Annotated in this window: 16 protein-coding genes and 1 pseudogene; 11 read left to right on the top strand and 6 right to left on the bottom strand. The window is 74.9% G+C overall.

The annotated features are described in order from the left end of the window. Positions 1 to 7 precede the first annotated feature (7 nt). From ACH4F6_RS04165 to ACH4F6_RS04175, 3 genes are all read left to right on the top strand, one after another. Positions 8 to 946: a LysR family transcriptional regulator gene (locus ACH4F6_RS04165; RefSeq protein WP_397958328.1), complete on the top strand. Its 939-nt coding sequence runs from the start codon at positions 8 to 10 to the stop codon at positions 944 to 946. A 310-nt stretch (positions 947 to 1256) separates the two neighbouring features. Beyond that, positions 1257 to 2171: a HipA family kinase gene (locus ACH4F6_RS04170; RefSeq protein WP_397958329.1), complete on the top strand. Its 915-nt coding sequence runs from the start codon at positions 1257 to 1259 to the stop codon at positions 2169 to 2171. After that, entirely contained in the window at positions 2168 to 2449 is a 282-nt protein-coding gene (locus ACH4F6_RS04175) for a SelT/SelW/SelH family protein (RefSeq protein ID WP_397958330.1), read from the top strand. The genes ACH4F6_RS04170 and ACH4F6_RS04175 overlap by 4 nt, the downstream gene beginning before the upstream one ends. 3 nt (positions 2450 to 2452) lie before the next feature. On the opposite strand, the gene aceB is transcribed toward ACH4F6_RS04175, so the two are convergent. Both aceB and ACH4F6_RS04185 read right to left on the bottom strand, forming a co-directional pair. Beyond that, positions 2453 to 4078 carry a malate synthase A gene (aceB, locus tag ACH4F6_RS04180; protein ID WP_397958331.1) on the bottom strand — a complete coding sequence of 542 codons (1626 nt, stop codon included), beginning with the start codon at positions 4076 to 4078 and terminating at the stop codon, positions 2453 to 2455. A 206-nt stretch (positions 4079 to 4284) separates the two neighbouring features. Then, positions 4285 to 4884 (bottom strand): NTP transferase domain-containing protein, encoded by a 600-nt coding sequence (locus ACH4F6_RS04185; protein ID WP_397958332.1) that lies wholly within the window; start codon positions 4882 to 4884, stop codon positions 4285 to 4287. Between the two features lie 217 nt (positions 4885 to 5101). Between ACH4F6_RS04185 and ACH4F6_RS04190 the strand changes: the two genes are divergently transcribed. Next, positions 5102 to 5389 carry a DUF5955 family protein gene (locus ACH4F6_RS04190; RefSeq protein WP_397958333.1) on the top strand — a complete coding sequence of 96 codons (288 nt, stop codon included), beginning with the start codon at positions 5102 to 5104 and terminating at the stop codon, positions 5387 to 5389. Between the two features lie 36 nt (positions 5390 to 5425). Here the strand turns inward: ACH4F6_RS04190 and ACH4F6_RS04195 are convergent, their stop codons facing one another. Beyond that, positions 5426 to 6226, bottom strand: coding sequence for an IclR family transcriptional regulator (locus ACH4F6_RS04195; RefSeq protein WP_397958334.1), 801 nt, complete (start codon positions 6224 to 6226; stop codon positions 5426 to 5428). A gap of 287 nt (positions 6227 to 6513) precedes the next feature. Here ACH4F6_RS04195 and allB point away from each other — a divergent pair, with 287 nt between their 5' ends. Beyond that, positions 6514 to 7851: an allantoinase AllB gene (gene allB / locus ACH4F6_RS04200; protein ID WP_397958335.1), complete on the top strand. Its 1338-nt coding sequence runs from the start codon at positions 6514 to 6516 to the stop codon at positions 7849 to 7851. A 53-nt stretch (positions 7852 to 7904) separates the two neighbouring features. After that, complete coding sequence (gene alc, locus ACH4F6_RS04205; RefSeq protein ID WP_397958336.1) at positions 7905 to 9029, top strand: allantoicase; 1125 nt, start codon at positions 7905 to 7907, stop codon at positions 9027 to 9029. Between the two features lie 253 nt (positions 9030 to 9282). On the opposite strand, the gene ACH4F6_RS04210 is transcribed toward alc, so the two are convergent. Continuing rightward, positions 9283 to 10029, bottom strand: coding sequence for an SDR family oxidoreductase (locus ACH4F6_RS04210; RefSeq protein ID WP_397958337.1), 747 nt, complete (start codon positions 10027 to 10029; stop codon positions 9283 to 9285). A 205-nt stretch (positions 10030 to 10234) separates the two neighbouring features. Here ACH4F6_RS04210 and ACH4F6_RS04215 point away from each other — a divergent pair, with 205 nt between their 5' ends. Beyond that, entirely contained in the window at positions 10235 to 10630 is a 396-nt protein-coding gene (locus tag ACH4F6_RS04215) for a ribonuclease domain-containing protein (RefSeq protein WP_397958338.1), read from the top strand. A 90-nt stretch (positions 10631 to 10720) separates the two neighbouring features. On the opposite strand, the gene ACH4F6_RS04220 is transcribed toward ACH4F6_RS04215, so the two are convergent. Next, positions 10721 to 10924 carry a hypothetical protein gene (locus ACH4F6_RS04220; protein WP_397958339.1) on the bottom strand — a complete coding sequence of 68 codons (204 nt, stop codon included), beginning with the start codon at positions 10922 to 10924 and terminating at the stop codon, positions 10721 to 10723. Between the two features lie 177 nt (positions 10925 to 11101). On the opposite strand from ACH4F6_RS04220, the gene ACH4F6_RS04225 reads away from it, so the two are divergent. From ACH4F6_RS04225 to ACH4F6_RS04235, 3 genes are all read left to right on the top strand, one after another. Then, positions 11102 to 12349 carry a histidine kinase gene (locus ACH4F6_RS04225; protein WP_397958340.1) on the top strand — a complete coding sequence of 416 codons (1248 nt, stop codon included), beginning with the start codon at positions 11102 to 11104 and terminating at the stop codon, positions 12347 to 12349. A gap of 99 nt (positions 12350 to 12448) precedes the next feature. Beyond that, the gene (locus ACH4F6_RS04230; RefSeq protein WP_397958341.1) at positions 12449 to 13180 is read left to right on the top strand and encodes a response regulator; all 732 of its coding nucleotides are present in this window, start codon (positions 12449 to 12451) and stop codon (positions 13178 to 13180) included. A gap of 52 nt (positions 13181 to 13232) precedes the next feature. Continuing rightward, positions 13233 to 14417: a cytochrome P450 gene (locus tag ACH4F6_RS04235; protein WP_397958342.1), complete on the top strand. Its 1185-nt coding sequence runs from the start codon at positions 13233 to 13235 to the stop codon at positions 14415 to 14417. Between the two features lie 413 nt (positions 14418 to 14830). On the opposite strand, the pseudogene ACH4F6_RS04240 reads toward ACH4F6_RS04235, so the two are convergent. Continuing rightward, positions 14831 to 15841: pseudogene (locus ACH4F6_RS04240) on the bottom strand (Gfo/Idh/MocA family oxidoreductase); the annotation flags it as partial. A 130-nt stretch (positions 15842 to 15971) separates the two neighbouring features. On the opposite strand from ACH4F6_RS04240, the gene ACH4F6_RS04245 reads away from it, so the two are divergent. Beyond that, the gene (locus tag ACH4F6_RS04245; RefSeq protein WP_397958776.1) at positions 15972 to 16709 is read left to right on the top strand and encodes a GntR family transcriptional regulator; all 738 of its coding nucleotides are present in this window, start codon (positions 15972 to 15974) and stop codon (positions 16707 to 16709) included. Positions 16710 to 16774 lie beyond the last annotated feature (65 nt).

Raw genomic sequence — 16774 nt, forward strand, 5'->3', positions numbered from 1 at the left:
GGAGTGGATGGAACTGCGTCACCTGCGGTACTTCGTGGCGGTCGCCGAGGAAGGGTCGGTGAACCGGGCCGCGCGGCGGTTGCTCGTCTCCCAGCCGTCGCTCAGCCGGCAGATCCTCCAGCTCGAACGCGACCTGGGGCAGCGGCTGCTGCAGCGGACCTCGCGCGGAGTACGGCTCACCCCTGCCGGACAGGCCCTGCTGCCGCACGCCCACCAACTGCTCGCGATGGCCGACGCGACCCGTGAGACGGTGGCCGGGGCGGGCGCCGTACGGCAGCCGGTCACCCTCGGGGTCCCGCCCGGGACGGACGGGATCTGGCTGATCGCCCTCGTCGACACGGTCCGCGCCCGGCTGCCGCACGTGGCCCTGGAGTACGTCGAGGCCACCAGCGCCGACCAGCTCCGGCTGCTCGGCGGGGGCCGGATCGACCTCGGTCTCGTGCACCGGCCGCCGCCCGACCCCCTCCGCGCGTGGGAGCTGCGCCGCGACCCGCTCGGGATCGCCGTACGGCCCGGGCACCCGCTCGCCGGGCGGGACGAGTTCGAGCTGGCGGACCTCGACGGGGTGCGCACCCTGCTGCACGCCCAGGACCGGCTCCCCGCCGAGCAGCACGGGCTCGTCGCCGCCGCGCGGACCGCCGGGGTCCGGCCGCACTGGCGCTTCGCGCAGTTCACCGAGCACGTCCTCGCGCACGCCCACGCGACCGGCTGCGACGCGGTGCTGGTCGTCGCGCACGCGGCCGCCGACCGGCTGCCGGGGTGGCGGTGGGGACCACTGGCCGACCTGCCGCTGAGGATGACCACCTGGCTGGTGGCGGCGCCGGACGCGCGTCCCGTCGCGGAAGAGGCCGCCGCGGTGCTCGGGTCCTGCGGGACGGCCGGCTCCGAGGGGTCCAGGTGGCGGGAATGTGCCGATTTCGGCGATCTCGATAGGACTGGTGCCTGAGGTGCCGTACGGTTGCTCGTGCGAGGTGCGTCCGGCGGCCGTCGGCCGGCCGGGGCGACGTCGGTGCGACGGCTCGGGCGCTCGTCCCCGGATGTCACGCTCGGTTACTATGCTCACTTCGTACCGGAGGCCGGAGGCCGGGGGCAGGGGCCGCACCGTCGTCGACGGAGCGCCGGGGAGACAGGGAGACGTGGATGCCGGTCGCAACTCCCCGGATTCCCCCCAAGGCTGACCGGGGGCTTTCCCCGGATCGCACCACAGGGGAGTCGACCGTGGAATCTGAGGCGATCAAGTTGCGGAGCCTTGGGAGATGCTGAGAGAGGTCACTGCCACCCGCTATCTCAAGCCCCTCCGCTCCGGCGGCTCCGTCCCCGGCGTCGTCGAGGCGGACGACCTGGGCACGTACGTCGTGAAGTTCACCGGCTCCGCGCAGGGCCACAAGGCGCTGGTCGCCGAGGTGATCGTGGGCGAGCTGGCGCGGGCGCTGGGGCTGCGCTTCCCCGAACTGGTCCTGGTGCACTTCGACCCCGCGATCGCCGACGACGAGCCCCACCTGGAGGTGCGGGAGCTGCACGGCGCCAGCGCGGGCCTCAACCTCGGCATGGACTACCTGCCGGGCGCCCGCGACTTCACCCCCGAGGCGGCGGAGACGTTCCGGGTGGATCCGCTGGAGGCGGGCAGGATCGTCTGGCTCGACGCCCTGACGGTGAACGTCGACCGCACGGTCCACAGCTCCAACCTCATGATCTGGCCCACGCTGGGCACGGTCCCGCCGCGCCTGTGGCTCATCGACCACGGCGCCGCCCTCGTCTTCCACCACCGCTGGGACGCCTCCGATCCCGCCAAGGCCTACGACTTCCGCCACCACGCCCTCGGCCACTCGACGCCGGACGTGCGGGCGGCCGACGCGGAGCTGGCGCCGAGGGTGACGCGGGAGCTGCTGCGGGACGTCGTGGCCCGGGTCCCGGACGCCTGGCTGTTCGGCGAGGAGGGTTTCGCCGCGCCGGACGACATCCGGACGGCGTACGTGGACTACCTCCACGCGCGCGTGGCGGCCTCCGCGGCCTGGCTCCCCACCGACTTCCCCTCGCGGGAGGAACTCGCCGCCGAGGAGGCCCTCCGGGCGGCACGTACCCGGCAGGGCCGTCCGGAGTGGCTGAAGTGGGTCCCCGACCTGCACGGCAAGCCGGCGGCGGAACAGGATGGGGCGGTGCACCTGGGATGACGGACGCACAGCGGGTCGAGATCGAGTACTGCACGCAGTGCCGCTGGCTGCCCCGGGCGGCCTGGCTGGCCCAGGAACTGCTGACGACCTTCGAGGCCGAGCTGACGGAGCTGGCGCTGCGGCCCGGCAGGGGCGGGGTGTTCGTGGTGCGGGTGAACGACGAGGTCGTGTGGGACCGCCGCGAGCAGGGCTTCCCGGAGCCGACGGCCGTCAAGCGGCTCGTACGCGACCGGGTGGCCCCGGGGAGGTCCCTGGGCCACTCGGACGCGTCCGGGTGAGCGTCAGCCTTCGAGCCGCTCGTACGCCGGCAGGGTGAGGAAGTCCGCGTAGTCCTCGTCCAGGGAGACCTGGAGCAGCAGGTCGTGGGCCTGCCGCCAGTGTCCGGCCGCGAAGGCCTCCGCGCCGAGTTCGGCCTCGACGGCGCGCAGTTCCTCGGCGGCGATCCTGCGGGCGAGCTCCGGCGTGGCCTTCTCGCCGTTCTCGAACTCGACGCCCGCGTTGATCCACTGCCAGATCTGCGAGCGCGAGATCTCGGCGGTGGCCGCGTCCTCCATCAGGTGGAAGATGGCGACCGCGCCGAGCCCGCGCAGCCAGGCCTCGATGTAGCGGATGCCCACCTGGACGGCGTTGACCAGGCCCGCGTAGGTCGGCTTCGCGTCGAGGGAGTCGACGGCGATCAGGTCGGCCGCCTCGACGCGGACGTCCTCGCGCAGCCGGTCCTTCTGGTGCGGCTTGTCGCCGAGCACCCTGTCGAAGGACTCCATGGCGATCGGGACGAGGTCGGGGTGGGCGACCCACGAGCCGTCGAAGCCGTCGGCGGCCTCGCGGTCCTTGTCGGCGCGGACCTTCTCGAAGGCGACCTTGTTGACCTCGGGGTCGCGGCGGGACGGGATGAAGGCCGCCATGCCGCCGATGGCGTGCGCGCCGCGCTTGTGGCAGGTGCGGACGAGGAGTTCGGTGTATGCCCGCATGAACGGGGCGGTCATGGTGACCGCGTTGCGGTCCGGCAGGACGAACCTCGCGCCGCCGTCGCGGAAGTTCTTGACGATGGAGAACAGGTAGTCCCAGCGGCCGGCGTTCAGCCCCGAGGCGTGGTCGCGCAGTTCGTAGAGGATCTCCTCCATCTCGTACGCGGCGGTGATCGTCTCGATGAGCACGGTGGCGCGGACGGTGCCCCGGGGGATGCCGACGTGGTCCTGGGCGAAGACGAACACGTCGTTCCACAGGCGGGCTTCGAGGTGCGACTCGGTCTTGGGGAGGTAGAAGTACGGCCCCTTGCCGAGGTCGAGCAGGCGCCGGGCGTTGTGGAAGAAGTACAGGCCGAAGTCGACGAAGGCGCCCGGGACCGGGGTGCCGTCGGCGTCCACCAGGTGCCGCTCGTCGAGGTGCCAGCCGCGCGGCCGCATGACGACGGTCGCCAGTTCCCCGTTCGGCCGCAGGGCGTACGACTTGCCGGACGCCGGGTCGGTGAAGTCGATGTTCCGGGTGTACGCGTCGATCAGGTTGACCTGGCCGGTGACGACGTTCTCCCAGGTGGGCGCGGAGGCGTCCTCGAAGTCCGCGAGCCAGACCCGGGCGCCCGAGTTGAGGGCGTTGACGGTCATCCTGCGGTCGGTGGGGCCGGTGATCTCGACACGGCGGTCGTTCAGGGCGGCGGGGGCGGGGGCCACCCTCCAGGAGTCGTCGGCGCGGATCGCGGCGGTCTCCGGGAGGAAGTCCAGGGCCGCGGTGCGGGCGATCTCGGCGCGGCGCCGCGCGCGGCGGGCGAGGAGCTCGTCACGGCGCGGGGTGAACCGGCGGTGCAGCTCGGCCACGAAGGCGAGGGCCGCGTCGGTGAGGACCTCCTCCTGCCGGGGCAGGGGCTCGGCGTCGACGATGGCCAGCGGGGACGGCGCCGGTGCGGACATGAGCGGTCACTTCCTTCAGCGAGCGTGGCCCCGGGCGCCGGGAGACCCGGGTGGGGCGGGGGAGGGCCGTGGAGGGCCGGACGCGGCCGGATGATTCTGTTTTTTGGATAGTAGTTTCCTCATCGTGGAAGTTCAATGGTTTGTTGATGCCGGGGTCTCCGGGCGTGCCGCGGTGGTTCCGCGCGCCGTCCCGTTCCCTCCTCCGTTCACTCGAGGCGGGTCAGATCCGCGGCCGTGTCGATGTCGTAGGGCTCGGCCACGTCCGCGCACTCGACGAGCCCGACCGCCTCCTCGTGCGCCCTCAGGTAGGCGCGTGCCCCCCGGTCGCCGGTCGCGGTCGCCGCGATGCCGGCCCAGTGCGCGGCGCCGAACAGGACGGGATGCCCGCGCACCCCGGCGTAGGCCGCGGACACCAGCGACGACTCGTCCTCGTACGCGCCGAGCACCCGCGCCGCCGCCTCCGGCCCGATGCCGGGCTGGTCGACCAGCGAGACCAGCGCGGCCCGCGCCCCCGTCCCGGCGAGCGATTCCAGCCCGGCCCGCAGCGAGGAACCCATGCCCTGCTCCCACTCCGGGTTGACGACCAGCACGCAGTCCTCCAGCCGCGCCCGCTGCCGTACGGCGTCGGCGGCGGCCCCCAGGACCACGTGCACGCGCGTGCACCCCGCCGTGCGCAGCACCCGCACCGCGTGTTCCACGAGCGGCCGCCCCCGGTGCGTCAGCAGCGCCTTCGGGCGCCCGCCGAGCCGCCGTCCCCCGCCCGCCGCGAGCAGCAGCCCGGCCACCTCGTCCTGCCTGTGCGTCATGGGTCCTGCATACCTGACGCGGCGTCGGACACGCGGTTCCCGGGGGCTGAATTTCGGTCCCCGCGGTGGCGCGCCGGGCGCCGGCGGCGGTTTACTGACCCGCGTCCCGCGGCGCCCGACCAGCGCCACGGAGGTGCGGGCGGGAGCACGAGGCGCTCGCGCACCAGGACGTGCCACAGGGGGGAGAGCTGTGTTGCGGAGCTTGGGACAGAGGCCGGTGACCGGCAGCGACGAGGATCCGAGGGCGGCGGAACTGCGCACCGCGGTGTCCCGGCTGCGCCGCGAACTCGCCGCGCATCCCGCGGACTTCCCGGACCGGGTCGTCGCCGAGGACGAACTCGCCGCCCTCGCCGCGATGGCGGACCACGGCGTCCCCGAGGCCCCGCGGCTGCGCCGCTCCCTGCTGCTGGTCGCGGGCGCGATCGGCTCGGTGAGCGCGCTGGCGCGGGGGCTGTCGGACGTGCGCAACGCGGTGGAACTGTTCGGGGAGCCGCCCCGGGGGTGAGGCGGGCCCGCCCGGGCGGCCCCGCCGGGGCGCCGCTCAGGCCGGGGTGCCGCCCGGGTTCGACAGGGCCTGCGACAGTTCCGCCGCCACCTCCCGCAGCACCGGCACGATCGTCGCCGTGGCCGCCTCCGTGACCCGGCCGGCCGGTCCGGAGATGGAGACGGCCGCCGGGGTGGGCGAGCCGGGGACCGGGACCGCGAGGCAGCGGACGCCGATCTCCTGTTCGTTGTCGTCGACCGCGTAGCCCTGGCCGCGCACGTCCTGGAGCGCGGCGAGGAAGCCGTCCGGCGTGGTGATGGTCCTGTCGGTCGCGGCGGGCATGCCCGTGCGGTGCAGCAGGGCGCGCACCTCGTCGTCCGGGAAGCCGGCGAGCAGGGCCTTGCCCACACCCGTGGAGTGCGGCAGGACGCGCCGGCCGACCTCGGTGAACATGCGCATCGAGTGCTTGGAGGGCACCTGCGCCACGTACACGATCTCGTCGCCGTCCAGCAGCGCCATGTTCGCCGTCTCGCCGGTCTCCTCGACCAGGCGGGCCAGGTAGGGGCGGGCCCAGGTGCCCAGCAGCCGGGAGGCCGACTCGCCGAGGCGGATCAGGCGCGGGCCGAGCGCGTACCGGCGGTTGGGCTGCTGGCGGACGTAACCGCAGGTCACCAGGGTGCGCATCAGGCGGTGGATGGTGGGCAGCGGGAGCCCGCTGCTCGCGGACAGCTCGCTCAGCCCGACCTCGCCGCCCGCGTCCGCCATCCGCTCGAGCAGATCGAAGGCGCGCTCGAGGCTCTGGACCCCTCCGCCGGCGGGCCTGGCGGTGTCGGTGGTGCTGGCGCTGGACCTCGGCACGGCGCGTTCCTTTCGAAACTGGCGGGAAGGGCTGAAGCCTACCCGGCGGTCGATCCGCCCCCCCTGGCTTGTGCGTCACCACGTTCTGTCTGTCGAAAGGATAATTCCGCTGTGTGAAAACGCCAGGGTCGGCGACGAGGGGCGCGGCGCGGAGGAAGGAGCCCTTGACGGCGGCGCGGACGGAGGTGAAGACTCCTTCAACAGAAAGTTGAATTCCGTTACGCGGAAGTCACGCGGGAGTAAATCCCGGCGGCCCGGAAGCGCGACGGCGGCAGAGAGGGGTCCGGGTGCCCGACGCTGAACTGGTGCTGCGCTCGACACGCGTCATCACCCCCGCGGGGACGCGCGCCGCCTCGGTCGCGGTGTCCGCCGGGACGATCACGGCCGTACTGCCGCACGACGCCGAGGTGCCGGCGGGCGCCCGCCTGGAGGACCTCGGCGACGACGCCCTGCTGCCCGGCCTGGTCGACACCCATGTGCACGTCAACGACCCCGGCCGCACGGAGTGGGAGGGCTTCTGGACCGCCACCCGCGCGGCGGCGGCCGGCGGCATCACCACCCTCGTCGACATGCCGCTCAACTCCCTCCCGCCGACCACCACGGTCGACCACCTCCGCACCAAGCGGGAGGCGGCCGCCGGCAAGGCGCACGTCGACGTCGGCTTCTGGGGCGGCGCCCTGCCCGACAACGTCGAGGACCTGCGCCCGCTGCACGACGCCGGGGTCTTCGGCTTCAAGGCCTTCCTCTCGCCCTCGGGCGTGGACGAGTTCCCGCACCTCGACCAGGACCGGCTGGCCCGGTCCCTGGAGGAGATCGCCGGCTTCGACGGTCTGCTCGTCGTGCACGCCGAGGACCCGCACCGCCTCGGCGCGGCCCCGCAGCGGGGCGGCCCCCGGTACGCCGACTTCCTCGCCAGCCGCCCCCGCGACGCCGAGGACACCGCCGTCGCGCACCTCGTCGCCCGGGCGGGACGTCTCCACGCGCGCGTGCACGTCCTGCACCTGTCCTCCTCCGACGCCCTGCCGCTGATCGCCGCCGCGAAGGCGCGGGGTGTGCGGATCACGGTCGAGACGTGCCCGCACTACCTCACCCTCACCGCCGAGGAAGTCCCGGACGGAGCCAGCGAGTTCAAGTGCTGTCCGCCCATCCGCGAGGCCGCCAACCAGGACCTGCTGTGGCGGGCGCTGGCGGACGGCACCATCGACTGCGTGGTCACCGACCACTCCCCGTCCACGGCCGACCTCAAGACGGGTGACTTCGCCACGGCCTGGGGCGGCATCTCGGGCCTCCAGCTGAGCCTGCCGGCCGTGTGGACCGAGGCGCGGGGGCGCGGCCACGGCCTGGAGGACGTGGTCCGCTGGATGTCCACGCGCACGGCGGCCCTCGTGGGCCTCGACCGCAAGGGCGCCATCGAGGCCGGCCGCGACGCCGACTTCGCCGTGCTGGCTCCCGAGGAGACCTTCACCGTCGACCCGGCGGCCCTCCAGCACCGCAACCGGGTCACGGCGTACGCCGGCAGGACCCTGCACGGCGTCGTGAGGTCGACCTGGCTGCGCGGCGAGCGCATCCTCTCCGACGGCGAGTTCACCGCCCCGAAGGGCCGGCTGCTCACCCGCGCCCGCTGACCGCCCGCCCCGCCCCCGCAGGGGCCGACTCCCGAAAGGCAGACCTGATCACCGTGACGGCGACACCCGGCTTCACCGGCGACGCGAACCCCTACGGCGGCGGCGACCCCTACGCGGACTACCGCACCGCCGACTTCCCCTTCACCCGGCACACCGACCTCGCCGACCGGCGGCTCGGCGCCGCCGTCGTCGCCGCCAACGACGAGTTCTTCGCCCAGCGCGAGAACCTGCTGCTGCCCGGGCCCGCCGTGTTCGACCCCGAGCGCTTCGGGCACAAGGGCAAGATCATGGACGGCTGGGAGACGCGCCGCCGCCGCGGCGTCTGCGCCGACCACCCCTGGCCGGCCGACGACGACCACGACTGGGCGCTGGTCCGGCTCGGCGCGCCCGGCGTGATCCGGGGCATCGTCGTCGACACGGCCCACTTCCGCGGCAACCACCCGCAGGCCGTGTCGGTCGAGGGCACGGCGGCCGAGGGCTTCCCCTCCCCGGAGCAGCTGCTGGGGGACGACGTGAAGTGGACCACGCTCGTCCCCCGCACGCCGGTCGGCGGCCACGCGGCGAACGGCTTCCCGGTGGCGGTGGAGCAGCGCTTCACCCACCTGCGCGTCAACCAGCACCCCGACGGCGGCATCGCCCGCCTGCGGGTGTACGGCGAGGTCGTCCCCGACCCCGCCTGGCTCGGCGTCCTCGGCACCTTCGACGTGGTCGCCCTGGAGAACGGCGGCCGGGTCGAGGACGCCTCCGACCTCTTCTACTCGCCGGCCGGCAACACCATCCAGCCGGGCCGCTCCCGCCGGATGGACGACGGCTGGGAGACCCGGCGCCGCCGTGACCGGGGCCACGACTGGATCCGCTACCGCCTGGCCGCGCAGGCCCGGATCCGCGCCCTGGAGATCGACACGGCGTACCTGAAGGGCAACAGCGCCGGGTGGGCGTCGGTGTCGGTGCGGGACGCCGACGACAGCGGCACCGGCGCGTGGCACGAGATCCTCCCGCGCACCCGCCTCCAGCCCGACACCGTCCACCGCTTCGTCCTGCCCGAGCCGGCCGTCGGCACGCACGCGCGCGTGGACGTCTTCCCGGACGGCGGCATCTCCCGGCTGCGCCTGTTCGGCTCGCTGACGGAGGAGGGCGCGAGGCGCCTGGCGGCGCGGCACCAGGAACTGGGCGGCTGAAAACCCGGGGCGTTCCGTCCCCGCGCCGTCGCCCTCCCGCTCTCGGCTTCGTGCGAGCGGGGGGACCCCCGCCGTCCCCGGGGACCGCCGCCCCGGCCCTGCACGGGCCTCGTCCTCGAACTCCCCGCAGGGGGCGCCCCAGGGCGGGCTGCATCCGCTCGCCCTTCTTCCCGCCGAGTCGGGGGTGGGCGAATGCCCGGGGTCCGGGGACGGGGCGGCCGTGGGCGGCGGGGGCGAGGCCGCCCGCACGGCGTCACGCCGCGTGCCCCCCGTCCACCGCGAACTCCGCGCCGGTGACGTACGCCGCGCCCGCCAGGTGCGCGACCGTCTCCGCCACCTCCTCCGCCCGGCCGAAGCGGCCCAGCGCCGTCATCGCCGCCTGCCCGGCCGCGAACGGCCCGTCCGCCGGGTTCAGGTCCGTGTCGATCGGCCCGGGATGGACGATGTTCGCCGTGATCCCGCGCGGCCCGAGCTCCCTGGCCAGCGCCTTGGTCAGCCCCACCAGGGCCGACTTGCTCATCGTGTACAGCGTCCCGCCCGGCCCGGGCACCCGCTGGGTCATGCAGGTGCCGACGGTGATGATGCGGCCGCCGTCCGTCATCCGCCCGGCGGCCGCCTGCGAGGCCAGGAACACCGCGCGCACGTTCACGGCCAGCACCCGGTCGACGTCCAAGAGGCCGAGGCCCTCCAGCGGCCCCAGCACCCCGATCCCCGCGTTGTTCACCAGCACGTCGAGCCGGCCCAGGGCCTCCGCCGCCGACGCCACCGCACCCGCCGCCTCCCCGGCGTCGGCCGCGTCGGCGCGCAGCGCCACGGCACGCCGCCCCAGCGCCTCCACGGCCCGTACGGCGTCCTCGGCAGCCGCTTCGTCGTTCACGTAGGTCAGTGCCACGTCCGCGCCCTCCCGCGCGAGCCGCACCGCCGTCGCCGCCCCGATGCCGCGGCTGCCGCCGGTCACCAGGGCCACCTTGCCGTCCAGAGTTCCGCAGGTCGTCGTCATGGGTCCATCCCAGCGTCCGGCGCGCCGGAGCACCGGCGGCGAACGGACGCCGACCTCCCCGGCCGGACTCCCGCGCCCGCCTCGCGGCGGCCTTCCGGACGGAGTCGAGCCGCACGTTAACTTCCCGAAAACTCACAGGACTTGACGGGAAAATCCTCAGAGGTGTCATTGACATGCCAACGTCTACGCGCGTCATCATGAGGCCATGAGATTCCCCCCACGGATCACCCGCGCCGGCGGCGCGGCCGCCCTGCTCTGCGCCCTGCTCGCCGGCGGCACCGTCTCCGCCGCACCGGCGACCGCCGCCGCCTCGGCGGTCGGCGAGATCTGCTACAGCGACCTGCCCGCGCAGGCGTACGACACGCTGGAGCTGATCGAGCGGGGCGGCCCCTTCCCGTACGCGCAGGACGGCGCGGTCTTCCAGAACCGGGAAGGCGTCCTGCCGAGGCAGTCGACGGGCTACTACCACGAGTACACGGTCAAGACGCCGGGCTCCTCCACGCGCGGCGCGCGCCGTGTCGTCACCGGCCGGCAGTACGAGGAGGACTACTACACCGCCGACCACTACGCGAGCTTCGACCTCGTCGACCACGACTGCTGAGCCGACCTCATCGGCCGCGACCGCCGAGCCGGCCCCACCCGGCCGCGGTCGCCGAGGAACGGTGCGACCGGCCGGAGGCCCGGTGCACGCTCATCCGGGCCTCCGGCTCTCCGCGGCGGCGAACAGGGCGAACGCCAGGACGATCAGCGCGACGCTCACGTAGATCTCGTAGCCGTCCAGGAGCGCCCACTGCTGTGTGACGCCCCAGCCCAGCTTGCCGGTGAGCTCGTGCACGAGGCCGCCCGTGCCCTGCACCAGGGCGATGAACCCGAAGAACTCCAACAACTGCTTCATGGCGCGACCCTCGCCCCGCGGACCCCCGGCGCGCATCGGCCGCGGGGCGGTACCGGCCCGACGAAAGTCCGTGTCCGGCGGGGCCGGCCGCGCCGAAAGTCCCGAGGGCCGCGACTTCGGTCGACCGTGCCGCCCGCACGGCGGTGGCGCGGAACCCCGCCGCGTAGATTGCCGACCGTGAGTGGTGACGAACAGGGCGCCGGGCCGCGGGTGTTCGAGGGGCGGCGGTGGCTGCTGCCGTCGGCCCTGGTGGCCGAACTCGACCCCGGCGCCGGACGCTCCGGCCGGACCCCGCGCACCGCGCGCGACTGGGTGGTCGACTTCTCCTGCTTCCTGCTGGCCGTCGTCGTCGGCCTGCTGGCCGCGGGCACGCTGCCCGAGGAGGACCTCCCGCCCGGCGTCGGCCTCGCCGACCAGCTGCTGGGCGTGCTCGCCTGCGCCGCCCTCTGGCTGCGCCGCCGCCATCCGTACGGGCTCGCCGTGGCGACGGTCCCGGTCTGCTTCCTGTCGAACACCGCGGGCGGCGCGGGCGTCATCGCCCTGTTCACGCTCGCCGTGCACCGGCCCTTCCGGCACGTGGCCTGGGTGTCCGGGGCGTCCCTGGCCCTGGTGCCGGTCTTCTTCCGGCTGCGTCCCGACCCCGATGTGCCGTACGGCTGGGCGATCGGCTTCGTCGTGCTGCTGACCGTCGCGGCGGTCGGCTGGGGCATGTTCGTCCGCTCCAAGCGGCAGCTCCTGCTCAGCCTGCGGGACCGGGCCCGGCGCGCCGAGACCGAGGCGCGGCTGCGTGCCGAGCAGGCGCAGCGGCTGGCCCGCGAGGCGATCGCGCGCGAGATGCACGACGTGCTCGCCCACCGGCTGACCCTGCTCAGCGTGCACGCGGGCGGCCTGGAGTTCCGGCCGGACGCGCCGCGCGAGGAGGTCGCACGGGCGGCCGGCGTCATCCGCGAGAGCGCCCACGAGGCCCTCCAGGACCTGCGGGAGATCATCGGCGTGCTGCGGGCCGGCGGACCCGACGAGCCGGGCCGCCCCCAGCCGACGCTCGCCGCCCTCGACGCGCTGGTGGCCGAGTCCCGCGAGGCCGGCACGGAGGTCACCCTCGACCGGCGCGTCACCGACCCGGCGGCCGTTCCCTCCTCCGTCGGCCGCACCGCCTACCGGATCGTGCAGGAGTGCCTGACCAACGTCCGCAAGCACGCCCCCGGCGTCCAGGCCGCGGTCACCGTCGCCGGCGGCCCCGGCGAGGGACTCACCGTGACCGTCCGCAACCCCGCCCCGCGGGGCGACGTACCGCCCGTCCCCGGCTCCGGCCAGGGCCTGATCGGCCTCGCCGAACGCGCGACCCTCGCCGGCGGCCGCCTGGAGCACGGGCCGCGGGAGGACGGCGGCTTCGAGGTCCGGGCCCTGCTGCCCTGGCCCGCCTGACGCCCGTCCCCGAACGCCCCTGGCGCGGCAGGGCGTTCGGGGACGGACGCCGGACCGCGCGCGGCGACTCACGTGCCGCGACCGTGGTTTCGTAAGGCCATGACTGCGATCAGACTCCTCCTCGTCGACGACGACCCGCTGGTGCGGGCCGGTCTGTCCTTCATGCTGGGCGGTGCCGACGACATCGAGATCGTCGGTGAGGCCGCGGACGGCGGCGAGGTCGAGGCGCTCGTCGACCGCACCCGCCCGGACGTGGTCCTGATGGACATCCGGATGCCGTCGGTGGACGGGCTGACCGCCACCGAGCGGCTGCGCGCCCGCGAGGACGCCCCGCAGGTGGTGGTCCTCACCACCTTCCACGCCGACGAGCAGGTGCTGCGGGCGCTGCGCGCGGGCGCCGCCGGGTTCGTCCTGAAGGACACCCCGCCCGCCGAGATCCTCGACGCGGTCCGCCGGGTCGCGGCCGGCGACCCCGTCCTGTCGCCCGCCGTCACCCGTCAGCTGATGGACCACGCGGCCGGTTCCGCCGCCGACACCCGCCGGGCACGCGCGCGTGCCCGGATCGCCGCCCTGGGCGAGCGCGAACGCGAGGTCGCCGTGGCCGTGGGCCGGGGCCTGTCCAACGCGCAGATCGCCACCGACCTGTTCATGAGCGTCGCCACCGTCAAGAGCCACGTCTCCCGCGTCCTCGCCAGGCTCGGCCTGAACAACCGGGTGCAGATCGCGCTGCTGGCCTACGACGCGGGGCTGCTCGACGAGGACGCGGGGGACGGGCACCAGCGGGCCCGCTCGCGCGTTGAACCCGGTGACGGGACGCGGGGGAACCGGTGACGGGACGCGGGGGAACCGGTGACCGGAAGGGGAGCGACATGCGGGAAGCGACATGACCGACGTGATCGACCTGGGCGCGTTCGGCGACGGGTTCCGGCGGGACCCGCACCCGGTGTACGCGCGGCTGCGCGAGCGCGGCCCGGTGCACCGGGTGCGTCCGCCCGGAGCCGACGGCGCCTACGAGACCTGGCTCGTCGTGGGGTACGAGGAGGCGCGCGCCGCGCTCGCCGACCCACGGCTGGTCAAGGACGGCGAACGGATCGGCGCGGCCTTCCTGGACGAACAGCTGATCGGCAAGCACCTGCTGGTCACCGACCCGCCGCAGCACACGCGGCTGCGCGCCCTCGTCACGCGCGCGTTCACCGCGCGCCGGGTGGAGGAGCTGCGCCCGCGGGTGCGGCGGATCACCGACGACCTGCTCGACGCGATGCTGCCGCGCGGCCGCGCGGACCTGGTGGAGTCCCTCGCCTACCCGCTGCCCATCACCGTCATCTGCGAGCTGCTCGGCGTCCCGGAGATCGACCGCGCGGCGTTCCGCGAGATGTCGACGGAGGTGGTCGCCCCGACCGGTGCGGACAGCGGTTACGAGGCGTTCGTGCGGCTCGGCGCGTACCTGACCGAACTGATCGAGGACAAGCGGTGCTCCGGACCGGGCGGCGACCTGCTCGGCGACCTCATCCGCACCACCGCCGAGGACGGCGACCGGCTGTCCGCCGAGGAGCTGCGCGGCATGGCGTTCCTGCTGCTCGTCGCCGGCCACGAGACCACGGTCCACCTCATCACCAACGCCGTCCACGCCCTGCTCACGCACCCGGACCAGCTCGCGGCGCTGCGCGCCGACCCGGACCTCCTCGACGGCGTGGTGGAGGAGACGCTGCGCTGGGAGGGACCGGTGGAGAACGCCACGTACCGGTTCGCCGTCGAGCCCCTGGAGATCGCGGGCGTGACGATCGGGAAGGGCGATCCGGTGCTGATCGGCCTCGCCTCCGCCGACCGCGACGCGCGCCGCTACGGGGACGCCGACCGCTACGACGTCCGCCGCGACCCGCGCGGGCACCTCGCCTTCGGCCACGGCGTCCACTACTGCCTGGGCGCGCCGCTGGCCCGGCTGGAGGCCCGCGTCGCCCTGGGCTCCCTCCTGGAACGCGCCCCCGCCCTCGCCCCGGACGGACCGCCCGGCGAGTGGCTGCCGGGCATGCTGATGCGCGGGCTGCGCAGCCTGCCGGTCCGCTGGTAGCGCCCGCCCCGCGGCCGGGCGGCGGGGCGGGCACGGGTTCACCCGTGGCGCGGGACCCCGTGGGCGCCCGGGGACGGCGTCCCGGGCACGTCCCCGGGCACGCCCCGGGGCGCCACCGCATCCGGCGGCCCGGAGGCGCCGACCGCGTCAGGCGCCCGCGGCACACCCGCGGTCCCCGCCGCCCCCGCCGTGTCCGGTGCGCCCGCCGTACCCGCCGGACGCGTCGTGCCCGGGCCGCCTGCCGTTCCTGACACGCCCGCCGTTCCTGACACGCCCGCCGTTCCCGGTGTGCCTGTCGTCCCCGGCGTGCCCGCCGTCCCCGGCCCGCCCGGCGTCCCCGGTACGCCGGCCGCGCTCACCCTTCCCGGCCCGCCCGTCGTCCCCGGCCCGCCCGGCATTCCCGGCGCGCCGGGCGCCTCCCCGGCCCCCGGTATCTCCGCCAGGGCCACCGCCCGCCGTTCCCGGCGGGACACCTCGCAGGCTTCCGCGACGCGCAGGGCCTGGAGGGCCTCGCGGCCGTCGCAGGGGCTGGGCCGGCCCGCCCGCACGACCTCCACGAACGCGTTCAGCTCCGCCTCGTACGCCGGGCCGAAGCGCTCCAGGAACCCGGTCCACGGCTTGTCCGCGGCCGGGGGACCGGTGGGCTCGGTGGAGGCGATCGGCGTGCGGTCGTCCAGGCCCACGACGATCTGGTCCAGCTCCCCGGCCAGCTCCATGCGGACGTCGTAGCCCGCGCCGTTCAGCCGGGTCGCCGTGGCCGTGGCGAGGGTGCCGTCGTCCAGGGTGAGGACCGCGGCCGCCGTGTCCGCGTCCCCGGCCGCGCGGAACATCGCGGGCCCGGCGTCCGACCCGGCGGCGTACACGTCCACCACCTCGCGTCCGGTCACCCAGCGCAGCACGTCGAAGTCGTGGATCAGCGCGTCCCGGAAGATCCCGCCGGACACCGGCAGCCAGGCGGCCGCCGGCGGCGACCGGTCGGACGTCACCGCCCGTACGGTGTGCAGCCGGCCGAGCCGCCCGGACCGCACCGCCTCCCGCGCCCCGGTGTAGCCGGTGTCGAAGCGACGCTGGAACCCCATCTGCAGGATCGTTCCGGCGGCCTCGACCTCGGCGATCGCGGCCAAGGTCCCCGCCAGGTCCAGGGCGACGGGCTTCTCGCAGAACACCGGGAGCCCGGAGCGCGCCGCCCGGCCGATCAGCTCGGCGTGGGCGGAGGTCGCGGTGGTGATCACGACGGCGTCCACGCCCCACCGGAAGATCTCGTCCACCCCGGGAGCGGCCGTCTCGCCCAGCCGGAGCGCCAGTTCCTGGGCCCGGGCGGGGTCCGTGTCCGTCAGGATGAGGGACCCGACCTCGCGGTGACGGCTGAGGGTGTTCGCGTGAACGGTGCCGAGGCGGCCCGTCCCGATGACGCCGATGCGCATGGAATCACCGTGGCGTCGGAGCCCGCACCCTGTCAATCTCCATGTCCGGACAACCGGACTACACGACTTCCCGTCAACCGGCCGCGGAGCTACGCTCGGCCCCGTGCCGAAACCAGAAGTGGATCCGACCGTGCAGCTCGAACTCCGCGTGGACCGAAGCTCTCCGGTGCCGCTGTACTTCCAGCTGTCCCAGCAGCTCGAAGCCGCCATCGAACACGGATCGCTCACCCCCGGCAGCCTGCTGGGCAACGAGATCGAACTCGCCGCCCGGCTGGGCCTGTCCCGGCCGACCGTGCGCCAGGCGATCCAGTCCCTCGTCGACAAGGGCCTGCTCGTGCGCCGGCGGGGCGTCGGCACCCAGGTCGTGCACAGCCAGGTCAAGCGCCCCCTGGAGCTCAGCAGCCTCTACGACGACCTGGAGGCGGCCGGCCAGCGCCCCGCGACCACGGTCCTGGTCAACACCGTCGTCCCCGCGGGCGCCGAGGTCGCGGCCGCCCTCGGGGTGGCCGAGGGCAGCGAGGTGCAGCGCGTGGAGCGGCTGCGTCTCGCCCACGGCGAGCCGATGGCGTACCTGTGCAACCACCTGCCCCCCGGCCTGCTGGACCTGGACACGGCGCAGCTGGAGGCCACCGGCCTGTACCGGCTGATGCGGGCCGCCGGGATCACCCTGCACAGCGCCCGCCAGTCCATCGGCGCCCGGGCCGCCACCGCCGCCGAGGCCGAGCGGCTCGCCGAGGACGAGGGCGCGCCGCTGCTCACCATGCAGCGCACGACCTTCGACGACACCGGCCGCGCGGTCGAGTTCGGCGACCACATCTACCGCCCGACCCGCTACTCCTTCGAGTTCCAGCTGCTCGTGCGGTCCTGATCCGCTCCTGATCGCCGCGGCGCGTGAGGCCCGCGGCGGCCCCGGGGCGCGCGAGGCCCGCCGTG

The organism is Streptomyces sp. NPDC017936 (assembly GCF_044328485.1).
GTDB lineage: Bacteria > Actinomycetota > Actinomycetes > Streptomycetales > Streptomycetaceae > Streptomyces.

Coding starts and splice junctions, on each gene's coding strand:
- ACH4F6_RS04165 (WP_397958328.1), top strand. CDS start 8: ATGGAACTGCGTCACCTGCGGTACTTCGTGGCGGTCGCCGAGGAAGGG.
- ACH4F6_RS04170 (WP_397958329.1), top strand. CDS start 1,257: ATGCTGAGAGAGGTCACTGCCACCCGCTATCTCAAGCCCCTCCGCTCC.
- ACH4F6_RS04175 (WP_397958330.1), top strand. CDS start 2,168: ATGACGGACGCACAGCGGGTCGAGATCGAGTACTGCACGCAGTGCCGC.
- aceB (WP_397958331.1), bottom strand. CDS start 4,078: ATGTCCGCACCGGCGCCGTCCCCGCTGGCCATCGTCGACGCCGAGCCC.
- ACH4F6_RS04185 (WP_397958332.1), bottom strand. CDS start 4,884: ATGACGCACAGGCAGGACGAGGTGGCCGGGCTGCTGCTCGCGGCGGGC.
- ACH4F6_RS04210 (WP_397958337.1), bottom strand. CDS start 10,029: ATGACGACGACCTGCGGAACTCTGGACGGCAAGGTGGCCCTGGTGACC.
- ACH4F6_RS04215 (WP_397958338.1), top strand. CDS start 10,235: ATGAGATTCCCCCCACGGATCACCCGCGCCGGCGGCGCGGCCGCCCTG.
- ACH4F6_RS04220 (WP_397958339.1), bottom strand. CDS start 10,924: ATGAAGCAGTTGTTGGAGTTCTTCGGGTTCATCGCCCTGGTGCAGGGC.
- ACH4F6_RS04230 (WP_397958341.1), top strand. CDS start 12,449: ATGACTGCGATCAGACTCCTCCTCGTCGACGACGACCCGCTGGTGCGG.
- ACH4F6_RS04235 (WP_397958342.1), top strand. CDS start 13,233: ATGACCGACGTGATCGACCTGGGCGCGTTCGGCGACGGGTTCCGGCGG.